Raw genomic sequence first — 17,599 nt, forward strand, 5'->3', positions numbered from 1 at the left:
AAACGCAACTCGCTCCGACGCTGGAAAAGGGTGATATCGTCATTCTCGACAATCTCGCTGCCCACAAGAGTCAGACCGCCGAGGCCGCGATACGGACCAAGGGCGCATGGCTGCTCTTCCTACCGCCCTACAGCCCGGATCTCAACCCGATCGAAATGGCCTTCGCCAAGCTCAAGGCGCATCTGCGCGCAAAGGCCATCAGAACCATCGACGCTCTGTGGCAGGCAATCGGCGATATCTGCAATCTGTTCTCGCCAGTTGAATGCAGAAACTACTTCACAGCCGCAGGGTATGGACTCACTTGAACGTCCGATGCTCTAGGCCAATCCCCAACGTTTGCGGCGGCCAGCACGGCAGGCGCGCTCGACGTCATCGACCGCAAGAACGATATGACCGATCGCCATGGCTTTCATCGTGGACGTCCTGTAGCGGAACGCCTGCCCGCAGGCGGCGACTAAAACCCCGGCTGGCCGCGAAACAGCTCGGCACTGTCGAGCTTCGAAACCTCGATGACGGCTTGCGTCCGGCTGTAGACGTTGAGCTTGCGCAGGATCTCGGAGACATGCGCCTTGACAGTGGTTTCGCCGACCTGCAGCTCGTAGGCGATCTGCTTGTTGAGCAAGCCCTGGCGCAGCATCTGCAGCACCCGCAATTGCTGCGGCGTCAGTTTGGCAAGCCGCTGCACCATCTCGGCGCGGTCGGTGCTCTCGGCGTCCGGCGGCTGGCCTTCATAGGTTTCAGGCACGTAGATCGCGCCTTCCATCACCGAGCGGATGGCGGCGGCCAGGTCGCTCTTGCGCGCCGATTTCGGGATGAAGCCGGCCGCGCCATAGGACAGCGCCTCGGAAATGATCTTTGGCTCCTCATGCCCCGAAACGATGACCACCGGCAGGCGCGGATAGCGCGTCCGAAGCTGCAGCAGCCCGTCGAAGCCATGCACATCGGGCATGCTGAGGTCGAGCAGCGCGAGATCGAACGGCTTGGCATCCGCCAGAAGCTCAAATGCCTCGGTGATCGAACGCGCCTCGACAGTGTCGACGTCCGGATAGGCCATCTGCACAGCGCTGTGCAGCGCCTCGCGAAACAGCGGGTGGTCGTCGATGATCAGAAACCTAGCGCTATCGTTGACTGCGGTCATTGGCGTTCGTTTCAGTTCAAGGCAGGATAGAATAGCCCAGCAACCATGGCCAGATTATTGGCAAATAGTACATCCATGCCTTGCCAAAGGGTGGAGACGGCAATTTCCGGACCACCATGCCTTGCCCGGCCGTCCAAATCGGCCGAATGTACAGGAATGAGCGACATCATCCTTCATAACTACTACCGCTCCTCCACGTCCTACCGGGTGCGGATCGCGCTGGAGATGAAGCGCCTGACCTACCAATATGTGCCGCATCATCTTCGGCACGGCGAGCATCTCGAGCCCGCCTATCTCTCGGTCAATCCGCAAGGACTGGTGCCGGCGCTGATCCTAGGCGACGGCACGCTGCTGACGCAATCGCTGGCGATCATCGAATTTCTCGACGAGACCAGGCCCGAACCGCCGCTTTTGCCGCAGGACGCACTTGGCCGGGCCCGCGTCAGGATGCTGGCGCAGATGATCGCCTGCGACATCCATCCGGTGAACAATCTGCGCGTGCTGACCTCGCTGCGCACTCTGTTCGGCGCCGGCGACGAGGACGTCGTCAACTGGTTCCGGCACTGGGTGAACGAAGGCTTCCAGCCACTTGAAAAGATTCTGGCTTCCTCGTCCGAAACCCGGACATTCTGCCACGGCGACACGCCGGGGCTGGCCGACATCTGCCTTGTCGCACAGGTCGCCAGCAACGCCCGGTTCGGCGTCGACCTGACGCCCTACCCGACGATCACACGCATCCACGCCGCCTGCATGGCGCTGCCGGCCTTTCAAAAGGCCGCCCCCGAGAACCAGATCGATGCCGAATAGAGCGAGTTGGATTGAAGCATGAGGAATTGCCGATGAAAGCCGTCGTCTTCGAAAAGTTCGGTGAAACGCCGACGATCCAGACCGTTCCCGATCCGGAGCCGGCACTGGGCGGCGTTGTCATCAAGGTCGAGGCGACCGGGCTCTGCCGCAGCGACTGGCATGGCTGGATGGGCCACGACGACGGCATCCGCCTGCCGCATGTGCCTGGCCACGAGCTTGCCGGCGTCGTGGTGGCCGCCGGCACGCAGGTGACCCGCTGGAAAACCGGCGAGCGCGTCACGGTGCCGTTCGCCGTCGGCTGCGGCCGTTGCTTCGAATGCAGTTCCGGCAACCATCAGGTCTGCGAACACCAGTCCCAGCCCGGCTTCACCGCCTGGGGATCGTTCGCCGAATATGTCGCCATCGACCATGCCGACACCAATCTGGTCCGCTTGCCGGACGAGATGGAATTCGCCACCGCCGCCAGTCTCGGCTGCCGCTTCGTCACCTCGTTCCGCGCCATTGTCGACCAGGGCCGGGTCACGCCCGGCGAGTGGGTGGCCGTGCATGGCTGCGGCGGCGTCGGCCTGTCGGCGATCATGATCGCCAGCGCCATGGGCGCCAACGTGGTTGCGATCGACCTGACCGACGACAAGCTGGACTTCGCCACCAAGATCGGCGCGGTGGCGACGATCAACGCCGCCAAGACGCCGAATGTGGTCAAGGCGGTCAAGCAGATCACCAATGGCGGCGCGCATATGTCGATGGACGCGCTCGGCCATCCCAGTACCTCGTTCAACTCGATCGCGAATCTGCGCCGGCGCGGCCGCCATGTGCAGGTCGGCCTGATGCTAGGCGATCAGGCCAGGCCGCAGATTCCGATGGACAAGGTGATCGCCTTCGAGCTCGAAATCCGCGGCAGCCATGGCATGCAGGCCTACCGCTACCAGGCGATGATGGAGATGATCCGTACCGGCAAGCTGAAGCCCGAACTGCTGGTCGGCAAGCGGATCAGCCTCGACGAGGCGCCCGCGGCCTTGATGGCGATGGGCGGCTTCGAAGGCATCGGCATCGGCGTCGTGACCAAGTTCTAGCCGACCGTCGGCGCTCTAGCTCGCATATTTCTTCGCCCCGACCACGCAAAGCACGACGGCGGCAGTGACCGCTATCATGGCAGGACTGACCTGCTCGTGCAGCAGCACTGCCGCCAGCCCCAGGCCGAAGAAAGGCTGGAGAAGCTGCAGTTGCCCGACCGCAGCGATGCCGCCTTGCGCCAGTCCGCGATACCAGAACACAAAACCGATCAGCATGCTGAACAGCGAGACATAGGCCAGGCCGATCCAGGCGGCCTTGCCGACGTTTTCGAGCGACGGTGGCATGGTGATGAGCGTCAGAGCCAGCATGACCGGCAGCGACAGCACCAGCGCCCATGAGATCACCTGCCAGCCGCCGAGTTTGCGGGACAGCGTGGCTCCTTCCGCATAGCCCAGTCCACACAGGATGATTGCGGCCAGCATCAGCATGTCGCCAACCGGCGCGGCCGAAACGCCTTGCGTCACCGCAAAGCCTGCAACAAGGGCGCTGCCAAGGCATGAAAACAGCCAGAAAGCCGGTTTGGGGCGATCGCCGCCGCGGATGACGCCGAAGATCGCGGTCGCCAGCGGCAGCAGGCCGACGAAGATGATGGAATGGGCCGAGGTGATGTGCTTGAGCGCCAGCGCGGTCAGCAAGGGAAAGCCGACCACGACGCCGAGCGCCACGATGGCCAGCGACAACAGATCCTGCCGCTCCGGACGCTTCTGGCAAAAAATGAGCAGGAGCGCGAGGCCGAGGATGCCTGCCGTGGCAGCGCGGGCGACGGTTAGGAATGCCGGATCGAAATCCATCACCGCGACGCGCGTTGCCGGAAGCGATCCGCTGAAAATCAGCACGCCTACGAATCCGTTGATCCAGCCGCCCGCCGTCTTGTCCATCGCACGTTCCTGATGTTCTCGCCCTCTATCGGGAGGGACGTATGGCGCCGCCAGAGACAATGAGGTACAATTCAATAAAACTGTCATGGTAGGTTGAGCAGTACGGATGGACGAGCAGGCGAGGGCAAGCGAAGGCAGCAGGACGCTTGTCGAAAGCGTCATGGCTACGATCAGGCACAGGATCGCCGCGCGCAGCCTGACACCGGGAACCCGACTGCCTTCGATCCGGGCTTTCGCGAAAACCATGCAGGTTTCGAAATCCACCGTGGTCGAGGCCTATGAACGTCTTGCCGCAGAAGGCACCATCCGCTCGCGTCCAGGTTCGGGTTTTTATGCCGCCGGACCGCTGGTTCCCTTGTCACTGGCCGAGATCGGCCCCAGGCTTGATCGAGCTGTCGATCCGCTCTGGGTTTCGCGCCAATCGCTGGAAGCCGGCGACGGCGTGCTCAAGCCCGGCTGCGGCTGGCTGCCTGCCTCGTGGATGCCGGAGGCCGGATTGCGCCGGGCCCTGCGGACAATGGCACGCGGCGATGATGCCACGCTGACGGATTACGGCACCCCTCTCGGGCTGCCGCCGCTGCGCCATCTGCTCGCACGGCGCATGGCAGAGCACGGCATCGAGGCCTCTCCCGACCAGATCATGCTGACGGAATCGGGCACCCAGGCCATCGATCTCCTCTGCCGGTTCCTGCTCGAGCCGGGCGACACAGTGCTGGTGGACGACCCCTGCTATTTCAACTTCCATGCCCTGTTGCGCGCTCACCGGGCCAAGGTGGTCGGCGTTCCCTATACGCCGTCGGGACCGGATATCGAGCTGTTCGCGCAGGCGTTGATCGAGCACCGGCCGCGCCTCTACATCACCAATTCCGCGCTTCACAATCCAACGGGTGCAATTCTGTCGCCGGTCGTCGCCCACCGATTGCTCAAGCTCGCCGACCAATCGGATCTGACGATCATCGAAGATGATATCTTTGCCGATTTCGAACACACGCCCGCCCCCAGGCTGGCGGCGTTCGACGGTCTTGGCCGCGTCATCCATATCGGCAGCTTCTCCAAGACCCTTTCGGCGTCGGTGCGCTGCGGCTTCATCGCCGCTCCGCGCGACTGGATGGAACCGCTGACCGACCTCAAAATCGCCACGTCCTTCGGCAGCGGACGGCTTGCCTCCGAACTGGTGCTGACGCTGCTGAAGGACGGCAGCTATCGCAAGCACGTCGATTTGCTGCGCACGCGGCTTTCACGCGCCATGGCTGAGACAAGCACCCGCCTGAAGGCGATCGGCATCATGCCGTGGGTCGACCAGCCGGCCGGCATGTTCTTATGGTGCAGCCTGCCGGAAGGCGTGGATGCAGCTGAAATGGCCCGCCGCGCCTTGCCGGCCAATGTCGTGTTGGCGCCCGGCAATGCGTTCAGCCTGTCCCAAACAGCTAGCCGTTTCCTGCGCTTCAACGTCGCGCAGTCGGCAGACGAGAGAATTTTCAGGACGCTCGAAGAGGCGATGTCGCGTTGATTTCGCTGTCACGAAAATGCAGGCCTTCGCTTCGCCCCTCACGCCCCTGCGCGCCTGCGCCGCCGCTCATAGAGCATAACCAGCGTTTCGGCGGTCAGCGCCGGCTTCTTCTCACCTTCGATCTCGACGATATTGGCGGCCTTCATCAGATACTGGCCGGGGCCTTTGTCCTCCATGGACAAAAGCGTGATGCGCAGCCTGATGCGCGCGCCGGCCCTGACCGGCGCCAGGAACCGCACCCTGTCGAAGCCATAGTTGAAGACGGCTTGCGTGTTTTCAGGCACGATGCCCATGTCGAGCGCCAGCGCGCCGATGATCGACAGCGTTAGATAGCCATGCGCGACGGTGGTGCGGAACGGGCTTTGCCGCTTCGCTCTGTCTGGATCGACATGGATCCATTGGCGGTCGCCCGTGCATTCGGCGAACTGGTCGATGCGGCTCTGATCGACCGTCGTCCAGTCCGACACGCCAAGCTCCTGCCCTGTCATCGTACTGAGCTGTTCGTAGGTCGGCGGCGTCCTCAGCCGTGTTTGCGTCATTCCTGCTTTCCCGATCGCTTGCCCTGCCTCCGGACCACGAACCGGCCGTCTCTGTCAATTCGCTCCGCACGTTCCGCTGCGATATCCTCGGCCGGATCGCGTCAATGCCTGTGTCCAGCGCCGGAAACAGGGTTATCGGGCAAGAGGAACTTTGTGGGCCTCGCCGGGGCCAGGGACAACAATACAGCGTTCACGAGCCTGAAATGATGGGAGAAAGTCCGCCTGCTTTGGCTTGGGAACAACCTACTTCTTATCGTAACCGCTGCGGATTTCCTCCATCGCCTCTTTGATGCGCTCGCGCAGGATCTCGACCGATTCGGTGCCGGATTTCCTGGTCAGTTCGGCCACCTCGCCGGCATTCTTCAATGCGGTTTCGAAGGATTTCCTGGCGAACGCGGCTTGCTTGGCCATCAGCTCCCGAGGATCGCCCGGCGCCCTGTAGCTCTGCGCCATGTCGGCGATCTCGTGCAGCGTGTCCTGCAGCATCTCGCGCTGTTTGGAGAGCAGCGACGACGCCCCGGCGGCACCCGCCCTGGCCGACTTTTCCAGGGCCTCGAGGTTCTTGCGATGATGGTTGAGGATCGCCTCGACATCGACGTTCGGCAGCTTCAGGTCGCGGCCGAACCTGCCGAACATGTCCATGAAAGAGTCGGAATCGGGTTGCTTTGCCATGGTGGTTCTCCCCTGTTGCTGCGAATGCGGCACCTGAAGAGAACAATAGGGCACTGAAGCTTCGCGGTCCATTCGGAGGCGCAACACATCGCGGCTCAGTCGACGAGGAAAAGCCGTTCCACGGTATGGAGCACGACGCCGGCAAGGCCGCCGATGACCATGCCGTTGAAGCGGATATATTGCAGGTCCCTGCCGATGTTCATCTCGATCAGCCTGGTGAGCTGGGCAAGGTCCCAGCGCTTGACCTGATCGGCGATGAATTTCGAGACGCCGCTCTTCTGGCTTTCGACGAAAGACGACAGCGCTACGACGAACCCCTGGTTCATGTCGGCCCTGATCTGCGCATCGCCGGCGAGATGGCGGCCGACCTCGACAAACATGTTGGCGAGATGGGCGCGGATCATCGAATTCGGCGCCTTGGCGTCCTGCTCGATGAACACACTGAGGCTTTCCCACATGTCGCCGGCCAGCGCCTTCAACTCCGGCCGGGCGAGGAAATCGCGCTTCAGTTTCTCGGCGCGCTTGGCATATTGCTTGGATGTCCTCAGCCGCTCGACGAAGGTCAGGACAAAACGGTCGAATTCGGCGCGCATCGGGTGATCGGGATCGGCCCTCACCTCGTCGAGCAGCGAACCGGCGGAGGCGACGATCTTCTTCAGCAGATAGGCGTCGGCGCGAAACAGGTTGAACAGCGACGGCAGTTCCTCGCGGATCTTCTCGCGCATCGTCGCCAGCGCCTGCTCGTCGGTCAGGAAGCGGCCGACGACCTTGGTGAATTCGTCGAACAGTCTTTGGTGGCGGCGATCATCGGTCAGGGCCGACAGCAACTCGGCGGCAAGCGGTGCCAGCGGCACCTTTTCGATCTGCTCCAGCATGCGGCTGGTGACGAAGCCGCGCAGGCCGGATTGCTCGACCGCCGCCAGTGTCTGCGGCACCAGCCGGCCGACGAAATGCGACAGATCGGTGGCGCGGTTGGGGTCGGCCAGCCAGTCCGCGACAAGCGCGGAAAAGTCGACCTCGGCAAGCTTTTCGCGCACCGGCTCCGGCGCCAGGAAATTGACCTCGATGAAACGGCCGAGATTGTCGGCGATGCGGTTCTGGTTCTCCGGGATGATCGCGGTGTGCGGGATCGGCAGGCCGAGCGGCCGTCTGAACAGCGCCACCACCGCATACCAGTCGGCCAGCCCACCGATCGTCGCCGCCTCGGCGAAAGCGGCGACGAAACCCAGCCACGGATAGTGGCCCTCGAACGACTTGGCCACCGCAAAGATGAGGACGCAGAGCGCGAGCGCTGCGGTGGCGACGAACTTGGTGCGCCGAAGCGCCGAAAGCTTGGCGTCCGCGTCGGCATCGAACCGGGCGGATGCCAAAGCCGGTGCTGATTGTGACATGGATGAACTGCTCCTGGTCGATCTCGCAGACTTAATTTAGTAATCCGCCCACCCGAATGCTCGCCAGATCGGCGTCATGGTTTGCACGACCCGCGCACAAACTTGACAAACTAATTCACCTATTTTGCGGTGCTTGTCTGGAATTATTCCAAGGTATAGGCCATATTAAGCTTGAGCTACTGCTTCGTGAGGACAAAATGCGGCTGACACGCCAGACCAACTACGCCATGCGCATCCTGATGTATTGCGCCGCGAATACCGACCGTCTGAGCCGCATCCCAGAGATTGCGGCTGCCTACTCGGTGTCCGAACTTTTTCTCTTCAAGATCCTGCAGCCTTTGGTCGAGCATGGTCTGGTCGAGACGGTGCGCGGCAGGAACGGCGGCGTCAGGCTCGGCCGCGCGGCCGAATCGATCACCCTGTTCGACGTCGTGCGCGTGACCGAAGAGAGCTTCGCCATGGCCGAATGCTTCGAGAACGACGCCGCCGAATGTCCGCTGGTCGACAGTTGCGCACTGAATTCAGCGCTGCGCGAGGCACTCAACGCCTTCTTCGCCGTGCTCGAGCGCTATACGATCGCCGACATGGTGGCGGCGCGCCCGAATGTGCGGCACCTGCTCGGCATCGACATGCTGGTGCAAAGGGCGCCGGCCGCCTGATTGCAGGTCAGGCGGAGCGATAGTCGAACGGCGCGTTTGCGCTGCCCCTCACCTGCCTGCCGGCATCCTCTCCCCGTATAGAGACGGGGAGAGGGACAATGTCATCGACGGTTTCGCCAATCTCCAACCTTGCGAGAAGGACGCCAGCGTTGCGGCCAGCTACTTTCTCCCCGTTCACGGGGAGAAATGCCCGGCAGGGCAATGAGGGGCAGCGCCGACCTTGCCGGTTGGAACGCGCGGGAAACGGCATTGCAGGCCGGGTGAATATCAACAGACCTAAGCCGCGGACTGCGGCAGCACGAACGGCATGTCTCCGGCCGGCAGCACGCCGACCCTCAGCCGGCAATCGAACACTTTTTCGATCAGATCGTCGCTCAGCACGTCCTGCGGTGAGCCGGTGGCGGCAAGCCTGCCGCGGTGCATGACGAAAATCCGGTCGGCATACATGGCCGTCAAATTGAGGTCGTGCAGAATGGCAACCACGCCGCCGCCCCTTCTGGCGAAATCGCGGGCGATGTTCATGATGATCAATTGGTGCTTGATATCGAGGCTGGAAACCGGCTCGTCGAGGAAGAGATAGCGCGGTTTGCCGTCGAGGACCGGCGCCCAGACCTGGCAGAGCACACGGGCCAACTGCACGCGCTGCTGCTCGCCGCCCGAAAGCTCCTGGTAGAAACGGCCGGCAAAGCCGTCGAGATCGACCCGCGCCAGCGCCCGTTCGGGCAGGCGCTCGTCCTCGCCGGGCAGCGCGCCCGAGCGCCCGCCGAGCAGGCCGAGCCTGACGATCTCGCGCACCGTGAAGGGAAACGAAAGCGTCGTCGCCTGCGGCAGCACGGCGCGCATCGTCGCGGCCTCGACCGGCTTCATCACCGACAGGTCGCGGCCGTTGAAGGTGACCTCTCCCGAATAAACAAGATCGCCGGACAACGCCCTCAGGAAAGTCGTCTTGCCCGAACCATTGGGGCCGACGATGGCCGCGATTTCGCCGGGCCGCACGTCAAAATCGACATTGGCGACGATGCGCTTGCCGCCGATCGCCACCGAGACATCCCGCGCTTCGATCATGGAAACCCTCTCAGAGACCGTTTCGAAACTCGCTCTGGCGAGTCATATGGTGATGTTTCGAGAACCGGAACGCAGCGTACTTTTGGGTACGTGAGTACCGGAAGCGCAGAAAACGCCATCAGATGGCCGCCAGAGTAGAGTTTCCAAATGGTCTCTCATAGGTCGACGACGCCACGCTTTCGCAGCAGGATCCCGAGGAAGAACGGAGCGCCGGCGATCGCGGTGACGATGCCGATCGGCAGCTCGGCCGGCGCCACGATGGTGCGGGCGACGGCGTCTGCCAGAAGCAGCAGGCAAGCGCCGAGCAGGGCCGACGCCGGCAGCAAATAACGATTGTCCGGGCCGATAGCCAGGCGCAGCAAATGCGGCACGACGATGCCGACAAAGCCGATGCCGCCGCTGACGGCGACAGACGCCCCGACCGCCGCCGAAACGCAGACAATTGCAGTGTATTTCAGCCGTTGCACCGGGATGCCGAGATGGCCGGCGGTGGCTTCGCCTAGCGCCAGCGCGTTGAGGCCGCGCGCCAGGAACGGCATCGCTGCCAGCGCCAGCACGATCACAGGCCCGACGGAGCCGATTTTCTGCCAGGTCGCGCCGGCGAGCGAGCCGAGTTGCCAGAAGGTCAGGTCGCGCAACTGCCGGTCGTCGGCCATGAAGATCAGGATACCGGTCAGCGCCATGGCAAAGGCCGCCAGCGCAATGCCGGCAAGCAGCATAGTGGCGACCGAGGTTTGGCCCTGCCGGGTGGCGACCTGATAGAGCACCAATGTCGTCGCCAGCCCGCCGCAGAACGCCGCCAGCGGCAGAGCGAGCGTGCCCAGCACCGAAGTTACCGGCGCCAGCACCGTGGCGCCAAGCACGATAACGGCCACCGCGCCAAGGCTCGATCCAGCCGAAACACCGATGAGACCGGGATCCGCCAGCGGGTTGCGGAACAGCCCCTGCATGACCGCGCCGGAGACGGCAAGTGCTGCGCCGATCAGCACACCGAGGATGACGCGCGGCAAGCGGATGTCGTAGACGATCAGGCGGTCGCGGGCGCGCAGCGCCTCATTGCCGGGGGCTGCACCCAACAGCCAGTCGCCAACGACGCTAACGGCCGAGGCATCGGATGCGCCTGAGGTCAGCGACAACAGGACGGCAACGGCGAGCCCCAGGCACAAAAGCAGGATGACGACGCGCGCGCGCCCCGAACGGTCGCCGTCGGATGCTGTCGCCACAGTGCCCGCACCAGCGATCGATTGATCCACCATTGGGGGGCCGCTCAGTCCGCGGCCTGCCCGCCATAAAGCGAGGCGGCAAGGTCGTGGATGACGTCGGCCGTGCGCGGACCGAAGCCGAGCAGATAGCCGCCATCCATGCGGACCACCTTGCGCGCGGCACCAGCCGGTGTCGACAGGATGGACGGGTTCGCGAACAATTCATCATCCGATGCGGCAGGACCGGCATTGTTCATCATCATCAGGATCACGTCGGGCCTGGCAGTAATAACAGCCTCGTCGGACAATTGCTTGTAGCCGGAGAAACCGTCAACCGCATTGACACCGCCCGAAAGCTTGATGATGCCGTCGGCGGCAGTGTCGCTGCCGGAAGCGAGAATCTTGCCGCCCTGCATCGACAGCACGAACAGGAGGCGCTTGCGGTCCTTGATCGAAGCGGTCTGTTCTTCCGCGGCCTTCAGCTTGGCATCGATCTCGGCTGCCAGCGCATCGGCTTTGGCGTCGGCGCCAAGCGCCTTGCCGACGATATGGATCTTTTCGAGAATGCCTTCATGGTCATAGCGCTCAGGCACCTCGATGAACGGGATGCTCGTTTTCTTCAGCACCTCGACGGCTTCTTTCGGCCCGCTGCCGTGCAGCGCCAGGATGCCCGACGGATTGACCGACAAGACACCTTCCGGCGACAGCTGGCGCATGTAGCCGACATCGGGCAGCTTGAGCGCCGCCTCGGGATAACGGCTGGTCGAATCGCGGGCGACCAGCCGATCCTGTTCGCCGAGCGCAAAGACGATCTCGGTGATCGAACCGCCGATGGCCGCTATCATCGACGGGTCCGCAAAGACCTCCGTGCCTTCGGCGGCACGGGCCGGCAGCAACACGGCAAAGGCCAGGGAAAGGCCGATCGTGGCCCCAAGCGCCATTCTGAAAACACGCGCCCGTCTAAGCAAAGGAGCCATTGTCGTTGTCCTCAGGCTGCGGTCGGGCTTGGAATGCGCGGCAGGTTCTCTGCCAGAAACCGCCAGTCCTCGCGCTCGCTTTCACCTTCGTGGCGCTTGCCGAAGAACTGGATGATCATCTTGCCGTCGGCGCCATAGGCTTCGAGAGAGGTGACATGGCCGTCCTTGGTCGGTTTGCGCACGGCCCAGACCTCATGGATGTGGTCGGTCCGCAGATGCAGGTGAAAAGTCCCGTCCAGCACATTGATCCATGGCCCCACTTGATCGACTTGATCGGGCCCGAATGGATCTGGATGCAGCCGCGATTGCCGACAAAGCACATGATCGGCATCTCGCCCTCGGCGGCGTGATGGAACATGGCGCTGATGGCATCGCTGTCGAGCAGCCAGGCGTAATCCTGGCCGACCATGCGCATCGCCTGGCGGCGGTCGAGCTTCAGCGTCTTCAGCATGCCGAAGAACTGATGCACGTCGGTGAGCCGGCGCCAGCGGTCGCGCAGATCATCGACATCAGCGGAAGCGTCGGAAGCCTCGGCCTCGTCGGCAAATCCGCCCTCCGAAACCGCTACCGTCGACTCCTGGTTCGGCGATTCAAGCTCGGCCACCAGCCTCTGATAGGCGTAGAGGTTGGACGCGGGCCGCAGATGCACCTTGTGCACCGCCTCGCCTGCCGCATCGAAGAACTGCAGGCTGCGCCTGATATCGCCGCCTTCGCGCTTTTCGACGGCAAAGCCGTGCGCCCAGACTTTCGGGAAGATGCGCAGGTCGATGTTCTCGCCAAGCACCATGGCATTGTGGTTGCCGGTGACGACCTTGTCGTAGACGCCGATCTTCTCGTGCACAGCGCTTTCGTTGCGCGTCAGCGCCATGACCTCGCCGACGGCTTCGAGGCCGGTCAGAAGGTCGTTGACGCGCGGTTCGACGCGGACGACGCCGTCGCCGCAATGCGCGGCAACCAGCTCAGCCTCCGAAATGCCAAGCTCGGCGGCGAGGTCGCGCTCGCGCGTCTCCGGATTATCTGCCCGCGCCCGCCGGATCTCGTGCGGCGCGGGCTTTACGCGCTGGTCCATATCTTTACTACCTACTTGTTGAGGATGAGCTTGCCCTGGCGGGTGATCTTCAGCCGGTAGAGCGCTCCGTGATGCTCGATGCCGATCTCGTGTTCGCCCTGGAACAGCGTGTTGCTGGACAGGGTCCTCACGGTCAACGGGACCCGATCGAAACGAGCCGAATTGTCGTCGGAACGGCGGACGCGATCGCGAAAGTCATTGGGGCGAAAGTCACTGGGATTGTGCGTGTTCATCTGGTTCGATCCCTTTCCTGGGCCGGGCTTGGTCGGCTGGCTCGACGCTTGCGTGAAATGCCGATTCATTTCTTGACTTGGAATATCATGTTTATTAGTCAGTGCAATACCGGAGTAATTTAGTCAAGATTTAAGACGCCGGGCACGACGAAAAATGCCAGCAAGCGCCACGCCAGCCAGCATCGAACCTGGAATTTTGGAGTTGGGGGCATGGGGTTGGCGAATTGGGGACGGCTGGGTCTGGCGAATAGCAGCCCAGGTCCGGCGCATAGAGATCCGGCGCATCGATCAATGGCAAAGGGCATGGCCGCATTGCTGGCGGGCGCTGCGGCGATCGCTCTGCTCACGCCATCGGCAAACGCTCAACAGGCCGCCCAATCGACAACAGACCAGCAGCAGGCCGAACAAGCGCAGACGCCTGAAGAGGCTGCCCCGGCAGGTGCAACGCTGCTCGACCAGATCCTGGTCATCAGCCGCACCGGCGAGACGGCGATCGATTCCCTGGCTTCGGTCAGCCATGTCGATCAGGAGCAATTGGAACGCCGCATGGCGACAACGCCAAACGAAATGCTGTTGGGTGTGCCGGGTGTAGCGGTCCAGGCGGATGCAAGGCGCGTCAGTTCCAGCATCAACATCCGTGGCCTGCAGGATTTCGGCCGCGTCGCGGTGATCGTCGACGGTGCGCGGCAGAATTTCCAGCGCTCCGACCACGGCACGCAATCGACCTTCTACATCGACCCGGAGCTCATCAAATCCGTCGACGTGATCCGCGGCCCGGTCGCCAACACCTACGGCTCGGGCGCCATCGGCGGCGTCGTCTTGTTTGAAACCAAGGACGCGGAAGACTATCTTCGCGACGGCGAGACATGGGCCGGGTCCGCGACCGGGCGCTACGAGAGCAATGGCGAAGGCTGGACGACCAGCGCCGCCGGCGCCTACCGTTTCAACGAAAACTGGGATGTCCTCGGCAACATCGTCTATCGCGACTATGACGACTACAAGGATGGCGGCGGCGATACGGTGAACGGCACCGGCTTCGACGTTTTAAGCGGCCTTCTCAAGACGACCATCCGCCCTAGTGAAAACAGCGAACTAAAGCTGGGCTGGAATGGCACGAGCGACGGCTGGAACGAGGTCAGCGGCGGCACGCCGGTGAATGACGTCGACCTGGCGGCGAATACTTTCACGGCGCGCTACAACATCACCGATGAGGACAAGAGCTGGCTCGATCTCCACGTCAACGCTTCTTACAATAAGACCAAGCTGGAGATGACAAGCCTCGTTCCGCAAAACCGGTTTGATCCAGTCACCGGCCTTCCCATCGTCCTGCCGCCGGGTTCGATGTCGACTTTCGATGTCGGCACTTCGGGCATCGACATCTGGAACACCTCGCGGTTCGAGACCGCCGCCATTGGACACGAGCTGACCTATGGTGGCGACTGGGTTGGCGACGACGTCGAGACGGGTGGCGCCGCAGGCGGCGCCAGTTTCTACACCCCGTCGGGCAAGCGAAACGTTTCCGGCGCCTATATCCAGGACAAGCTCACCTGGGACTGGCTCGAAGTCATCGCCGGGCTGCGTTACGACAGCTACAAGCTGGAAAGCGATGTCGGCGAAACCTCCGGCGATCGGCTGTCGCCGCGCATCACCGTCGGCGTTTCGCCGTTCGAAACCGCCAGCCTTTCAGGACTGCAATTCTACGGCACCTATGCGGAGGGATATCGCTCCCCGTCGCTGTCGGAAACCCTCATCAGCGGCAACCATCCGGCGGGCGTCAGCTTTCCGTTTCTCCCCAATCCCGATCTAAAGCCTGAAATCGGCAAGACCGTCGAATTCGGCGTCAACTACAAGCAGGACGACATTCTCGAAGCCGGCGACGCGTTTCGTTTCAAGGCGGCCTACTTCAACAACGATGTCGAAGACTACATCGATGGCGTCACCCTGTCGGCATTCGACCCGACCAGCGGCTGCCCGTTCGGCCCTGGCATCCCGATCTGCTTTCAGTACCAGAACTTCGCAAAAGCCAAGATCCGCGGCTTCGAAATGGAAGGCGTCTATGATGCCAGCTGGGGTTTCGCCGGGCTTTCGGCCTCGATCATCGATGGCCACACCATCTCCTATGACGGCGAGCGCGCGGACCTTGTTACCGTCCCCTCTTCCCAGGTCACCGGGCAACTCGGCTTCCGCTTTCTGGAGGACAAGCTGACCGTCGGCGGCGAGGTGCAGTACAATGGCAAGCCGAAGGGCAACCCGGTGGCCAAGGACTACACGCTGGTCAATGCCTTCACCAGCTACCAGGCGACCGACAATTTCAAGGTCGACTTCCGCGCCGACAATTTGTTCGACGTCAAATACACCAACCCGTTGAATGCATCGGCGACGAGTGTAGTTTACGAGCCAGGCGTCACGCTCAAGCTGGCGGCGACAATGCGATTTGGAGGCTGACGACAATGACAAGCTTGACGGCATCGCTTCGCCTGCTGACCTCGGTGCTGGCAATGCCGCTCGTGATGGGACCGGCGTGGGCGCAACAGTCCGCGCCGGCCCCTGCTCTCACGCTTGAGCTCAATGGTGCGCAGGCCTCCGAAAAGGGCTGCCGCTTGACGTTCGTGGTCAACAACACGCTTGGCGCCGACCTCTCGAAAGCAGCGTTCGAGATCGCGCTGTTCAACGAGGCCGGCGTCGTCGACCGGCTGACCGTGCTCGACTTCAAGGACCTGCCGGCGGGCAAAACCAAGGTGACGCGTTTCGATCTTGCCGGCGCCGACTGCGCCAAGGTCAGCCGCGTGCTGATCAACAGCGCGACCGAATGCGCGGGCACCGGCATCCAGCCGGACGCTTGCATGCGTGGACTGAAGACCGAGACCAAGACCGGCATTGCCTTCGGGGTCTGAGACGACAGCGGGACCGGAGCCCGCACTCGGACGGAACATTGTGGCGTGGCCTTTGGCCGGCCTCTTGCCGCTGAGGGCAAATGATCTTGATTTGACAAGCGGGTCGCGGCAGTTTCCGTTCCGCGACATGCAGGAAATCAGTCCCCTCGCTATCGCCGGCAGCGAGCTGTTAGCACCGGCCGAGCCGCTGGCACAGACGCCGCCATTTGCCCGGAACCCCAAGTGGGCGCTGGCGATTGTCACTTCCTGCCTCCTCCACGCCGCCGTGGCGGCAGTTTTCCTGTTCTCGCCGGCCGGGACATTTGACTTCCAGGATGCCACTCAGTCGGAAGGCAGCGATCAATCGGGCGCCAACGTGGTTGGCAGCGCGCTGGATCGGGAAACGCCGGCAATCAAGGTCACATTGGTGCCGAACCCGCAGCCGAAACAAGCGGCGGCAAAGGCCCAGAAGCCGGTGCCGCCAACAAAGCCTCCTCAGCCCACCAAGGAAGTAACGAAGCAGCCCCTTGAGCCTCTGCCGGAAGCAGTCAAACAGTCGGCGGCCATCCCAGACATATTGGTGTCCAGGGCCCCCGATGACCAGAGCGTGGTCCCAAAGACGCCAGCACAGCCCCCTGTTCAGACAGAAAGCACCGAGGCGCCTGCTGCGTTTGCCGGGCAGCCGCCGATCCCCAGCGCCAGGCCAAGCCCCGCAATGCCCCCTTCAGGAACAAGCGAAGCTAATGAGAAGCGTGGCACGGCAGATGGCCAGGACCGCTCTGCTCAGGCGGCGAGTAAGGGCAAGAAACTAAATGAAGCAGGTATCGCAGCGGAATCCAGCTATCGCAGCGACGTCATAAGAAAGCTCAGCCGTGTCAATCGCGGCGTCCCGCCGTCGGTGCAAGCAGCCGCACACAACAACGCCGTTGTCACATTCGTCATTGGCAGCCGGGGCGGCATCAATGAGCTGCGCATCCTAGAGAGCTCTGGTTCGGAAGATTTCGATCAGGCCATACTTGGCATCGTGCGGAAGGCAGCTCCCTTCCCTCCCATCCCGACAAAGGTCGGCAACAACCTGGTGTTTACAGGCGCGATCGGTCCGTTTTGAGGATCTTCGCCTCGTCGTTTCCATCTACCGTCACAATTCACCAATGCCGAAAGGACAGCCAATGTACATCGCCATGAACCGCTTCAAGGTCCAGAACGGCTCAGAGGAGGCCTTCGAGGACGTCTGGAAGAACCGTGATTCGAGCCTTTCGGAGATGAATGGTTTCAAGGAATTTCACTTGCTGCGCGGTCCGGTCAACGAGGCCGAAGGCTACACGCTGTTCGCCTCGCACACCGTATGGGCGAGCCATGAGGATTTTGTCGCCTGGACCAAATCCGAGAACTTTCGCGCCGCGCACCGCAACGCCGGCTCCACCAAGGTGCACTATCTCGGCCATCCGCAGTTCGAAGGCTTTTCGGTCGTCGAGGGCGCGTGACATGGCCTCACCCGCAGCCGACCCGGCG

18 protein-coding genes and 1 pseudogene are annotated in these 17,599 nt (G+C 62.7%); 9 read left to right on the forward strand and 10 right to left on the reverse strand.

Annotation, left to right across the window (positions count from 1 at the left end; translation table 11 throughout):
• On the forward strand, positions 1-305 hold a 305-nt coding region (locus NKH12_RS04350), incomplete at its 5' end, for a transposase (protein ID WP_352951993.1).
• 149 nt (positions 306-454) lie between these two features.
• On the opposite strand, the gene NKH12_RS04355 is transcribed toward NKH12_RS04350, so the two are convergent.
• A complete protein-coding gene (locus NKH12_RS04355) occupies positions 455-1,138 on the reverse strand; it encodes a response regulator (RefSeq protein WP_352951994.1) in 684 nt (227 codons plus the stop codon).
• 156 nt (positions 1,139-1,294) lie between these two features.
• Between NKH12_RS04355 and maiA the strand changes: the two genes are divergently transcribed.
• Both maiA and NKH12_RS04365 read left to right on the forward strand, forming a co-directional pair.
• A complete protein-coding gene (gene maiA, locus NKH12_RS04360; protein WP_352951995.1) occupies positions 1,295-1,945 on the forward strand; it encodes a maleylacetoacetate isomerase in 651 nt (216 codons plus the stop codon).
• Between the two features lie 32 nt (positions 1,946-1,977).
• A complete protein-coding gene (locus NKH12_RS04365; protein WP_352951996.1) occupies positions 1,978-3,018 on the forward strand; it encodes a zinc-dependent alcohol dehydrogenase family protein in 1,041 nt (346 codons plus the stop codon).
• A 15-nt stretch (positions 3,019-3,033) separates the two neighbouring features.
• On the opposite strand, the gene NKH12_RS04370 is transcribed toward NKH12_RS04365, so the two are convergent.
• Positions 3,034-3,897 carry a DMT family transporter gene (locus NKH12_RS04370; protein ID WP_352951997.1) on the reverse strand — a complete coding sequence of 288 codons (864 nt, stop codon included), beginning with the start codon at positions 3,895-3,897 and terminating at the stop codon, positions 3,034-3,036.
• A 106-nt stretch (positions 3,898-4,003) separates the two neighbouring features.
• Between NKH12_RS04370 and NKH12_RS04375 the strand changes: the two genes are divergently transcribed.
• Positions 4,004-5,407, forward strand: coding sequence for an aminotransferase-like domain-containing protein (locus NKH12_RS04375; RefSeq protein WP_352951998.1), 1,404 nt, complete (start codon positions 4,004-4,006; stop codon positions 5,405-5,407).
• 38 nt (positions 5,408-5,445) lie between these two features.
• On the opposite strand, the gene NKH12_RS04380 is transcribed toward NKH12_RS04375, so the two are convergent.
• The 3 genes from NKH12_RS04380 to NKH12_RS04390 form a co-directional block, all read right to left on the reverse strand.
• On the reverse strand, positions 5,446-5,946 hold the full coding sequence (locus NKH12_RS04380; protein WP_352951999.1) for a MaoC family dehydratase: 501 nt from the start codon (positions 5,944-5,946) through the stop codon (positions 5,446-5,448).
• 243 nt (positions 5,947-6,189) lie between these two features.
• Positions 6,190-6,618, reverse strand: coding sequence for a phasin family protein (locus tag NKH12_RS04385; protein ID WP_352952000.1), 429 nt, complete (start codon positions 6,616-6,618; stop codon positions 6,190-6,192).
• A gap of 95 nt (positions 6,619-6,713) precedes the next feature.
• The gene (locus NKH12_RS04390; RefSeq protein WP_352952001.1) at positions 6,714-8,009 is read right to left on the reverse strand and encodes a DUF445 domain-containing protein; all 1,296 of its coding nucleotides are present in this window, start codon (positions 8,007-8,009) and stop codon (positions 6,714-6,716) included.
• Positions 8,010-8,206: 197 nt separating this feature from the next.
• On the opposite strand from NKH12_RS04390, the gene rirA reads away from it, so the two are divergent.
• Entirely contained in the window at positions 8,207-8,668 is a 462-nt protein-coding gene (gene rirA, locus NKH12_RS04395) for an iron-responsive transcriptional regulator RirA (RefSeq protein ID WP_126106178.1), read from the forward strand.
• Positions 8,669-8,944: 276 nt separating this feature from the next.
• Here the strand turns inward: rirA and NKH12_RS04400 are convergent, their stop codons facing one another.
• The 5 genes and pseudogenes from NKH12_RS04400 to hemP all read right to left on the reverse strand — a co-directional run bounded on the left by NKH12_RS04400 (position 8,945) and on the right by hemP (position 13,214).
• Entirely contained in the window at positions 8,945-9,733 is a 789-nt protein-coding gene (locus NKH12_RS04400) for a heme ABC transporter ATP-binding protein (RefSeq protein ID WP_352952002.1), read from the reverse strand.
• A 155-nt stretch (positions 9,734-9,888) separates the two neighbouring features.
• Entirely contained in the window at positions 9,889-10,989 is a 1,101-nt protein-coding gene (locus NKH12_RS04405; RefSeq protein ID WP_352952003.1) for a FecCD family ABC transporter permease, read from the reverse strand.
• An 11-nt stretch (positions 10,990-11,000) separates the two neighbouring features.
• Positions 11,001-11,912 carry a heme/hemin ABC transporter substrate-binding protein gene (locus tag NKH12_RS04410; RefSeq protein WP_352952004.1) on the reverse strand — a complete coding sequence of 304 codons (912 nt, stop codon included), beginning with the start codon at positions 11,910-11,912 and terminating at the stop codon, positions 11,001-11,003.
• An 11-nt stretch (positions 11,913-11,923) separates the two neighbouring features.
• Positions 11,924-12,981, reverse strand: a pseudogene (locus NKH12_RS04415) (hemin-degrading factor).
• 11 nt (positions 12,982-12,992) lie between these two features.
• The gene (gene hemP, locus NKH12_RS04420; RefSeq protein ID WP_065007795.1) at positions 12,993-13,214 is read right to left on the reverse strand and encodes a hemin uptake protein HemP; all 222 of its coding nucleotides are present in this window, start codon (positions 13,212-13,214) and stop codon (positions 12,993-12,995) included.
• A gap of 210 nt (positions 13,215-13,424) precedes the next feature.
• Between hemP and NKH12_RS04425 the strand changes: the two genes are divergently transcribed.
• From NKH12_RS04425 to hmuQ, 4 genes are all read left to right on the forward strand, one after another.
• Complete coding sequence (locus NKH12_RS04425) at positions 13,425-15,659, forward strand: TonB-dependent hemoglobin/transferrin/lactoferrin family receptor (protein WP_502910754.1); 2,235 nt, start codon at positions 13,425-13,427, stop codon at positions 15,657-15,659.
• Positions 15,660-15,664: 5 nt separating this feature from the next.
• Positions 15,665-16,108: a hypothetical protein gene (locus tag NKH12_RS04430; protein WP_352952006.1), complete on the forward strand. Its 444-nt coding sequence runs from the start codon at positions 15,665-15,667 to the stop codon at positions 16,106-16,108.
• 52 nt (positions 16,109-16,160) lie between these two features.
• Positions 16,161-17,195 carry a TonB family protein gene (locus NKH12_RS04435; RefSeq protein WP_352952007.1) on the forward strand — a complete coding sequence of 345 codons (1,035 nt, stop codon included), beginning with the start codon at positions 16,161-16,163 and terminating at the stop codon, positions 17,193-17,195.
• Between the two features lie 61 nt (positions 17,196-17,256).
• Positions 17,257-17,571, forward strand: coding sequence for a heme-degrading protein HmuQ (hmuQ, locus tag NKH12_RS04440; protein WP_352952008.1), 315 nt, complete (start codon positions 17,257-17,259; stop codon positions 17,569-17,571).
• Positions 17,572-17,599: the final 28 nt, after the last annotated feature.

It is taken from the genome of Mesorhizobium sp. M1322 (assembly GCF_040318085.1).
Taxonomy (GTDB): domain Bacteria; phylum Pseudomonadota; class Alphaproteobacteria; order Rhizobiales; family Rhizobiaceae; genus Mesorhizobium.

Coding starts and splice junctions, on each gene's coding strand:
- maiA (WP_352951995.1), top strand. CDS start 1,295: ATGAGCGACATCATCCTTCATAACTACTACCGCTCCTCCACGTCCTAC.
- NKH12_RS04425 (WP_502910754.1), top strand. CDS start 13,425: ATGGGGTTGGCGAATTGGGGACGGCTGGGTCTGGCGAATAGCAGCCCA.
- NKH12_RS04370 (WP_352951997.1), bottom strand. CDS start 3,897: ATGGACAAGACGGCGGGCGGCTGGATCAACGGATTCGTAGGCGTGCTG.
- rirA (WP_126106178.1), top strand. CDS start 8,207: ATGCGGCTGACACGCCAGACCAACTACGCCATGCGCATCCTGATGTAT.
- NKH12_RS04400 (WP_352952002.1), bottom strand. CDS start 9,733: ATGATCGAAGCGCGGGATGTCTCGGTGGCGATCGGCGGCAAGCGCATC.
- NKH12_RS04405 (WP_352952003.1), bottom strand. CDS start 10,989: ATGGTGGATCAATCGATCGCTGGTGCGGGCACTGTGGCGACAGCATCC.
- NKH12_RS04410 (WP_352952004.1), bottom strand. CDS start 11,912: ATGGCTCCTTTGCTTAGACGGGCGCGTGTTTTCAGAATGGCGCTTGGG.
- hmuQ (WP_352952008.1), top strand. CDS start 17,257: ATGTACATCGCCATGAACCGCTTCAAGGTCCAGAACGGCTCAGAGGAG.
- NKH12_RS04365 (WP_352951996.1), top strand. CDS start 1,978: ATGAAAGCCGTCGTCTTCGAAAAGTTCGGTGAAACGCCGACGATCCAG.
- NKH12_RS04380 (WP_352951999.1), bottom strand. CDS start 5,946: ATGACGCAAACACGGCTGAGGACGCCGCCGACCTACGAACAGCTCAGT.
- NKH12_RS04385 (WP_352952000.1), bottom strand. CDS start 6,618: ATGGCAAAGCAACCCGATTCCGACTCTTTCATGGACATGTTCGGCAGG.
- hemP (WP_065007795.1), bottom strand. CDS start 13,214: ATGAACACGCACAATCCCAGTGACTTTCGCCCCAATGACTTTCGCGAT.
- NKH12_RS04355 (WP_352951994.1), bottom strand. CDS start 1,138: ATGACCGCAGTCAACGATAGCGCTAGGTTTCTGATCATCGACGACCAC.
- NKH12_RS04390 (WP_352952001.1), bottom strand. CDS start 8,009: ATGTCACAATCAGCACCGGCTTTGGCATCCGCCCGGTTCGATGCCGAC.
- NKH12_RS04430 (WP_352952006.1), top strand. CDS start 15,665: ATGACAAGCTTGACGGCATCGCTTCGCCTGCTGACCTCGGTGCTGGCA.
- NKH12_RS04375 (WP_352951998.1), top strand. CDS start 4,004: ATGGACGAGCAGGCGAGGGCAAGCGAAGGCAGCAGGACGCTTGTCGAA.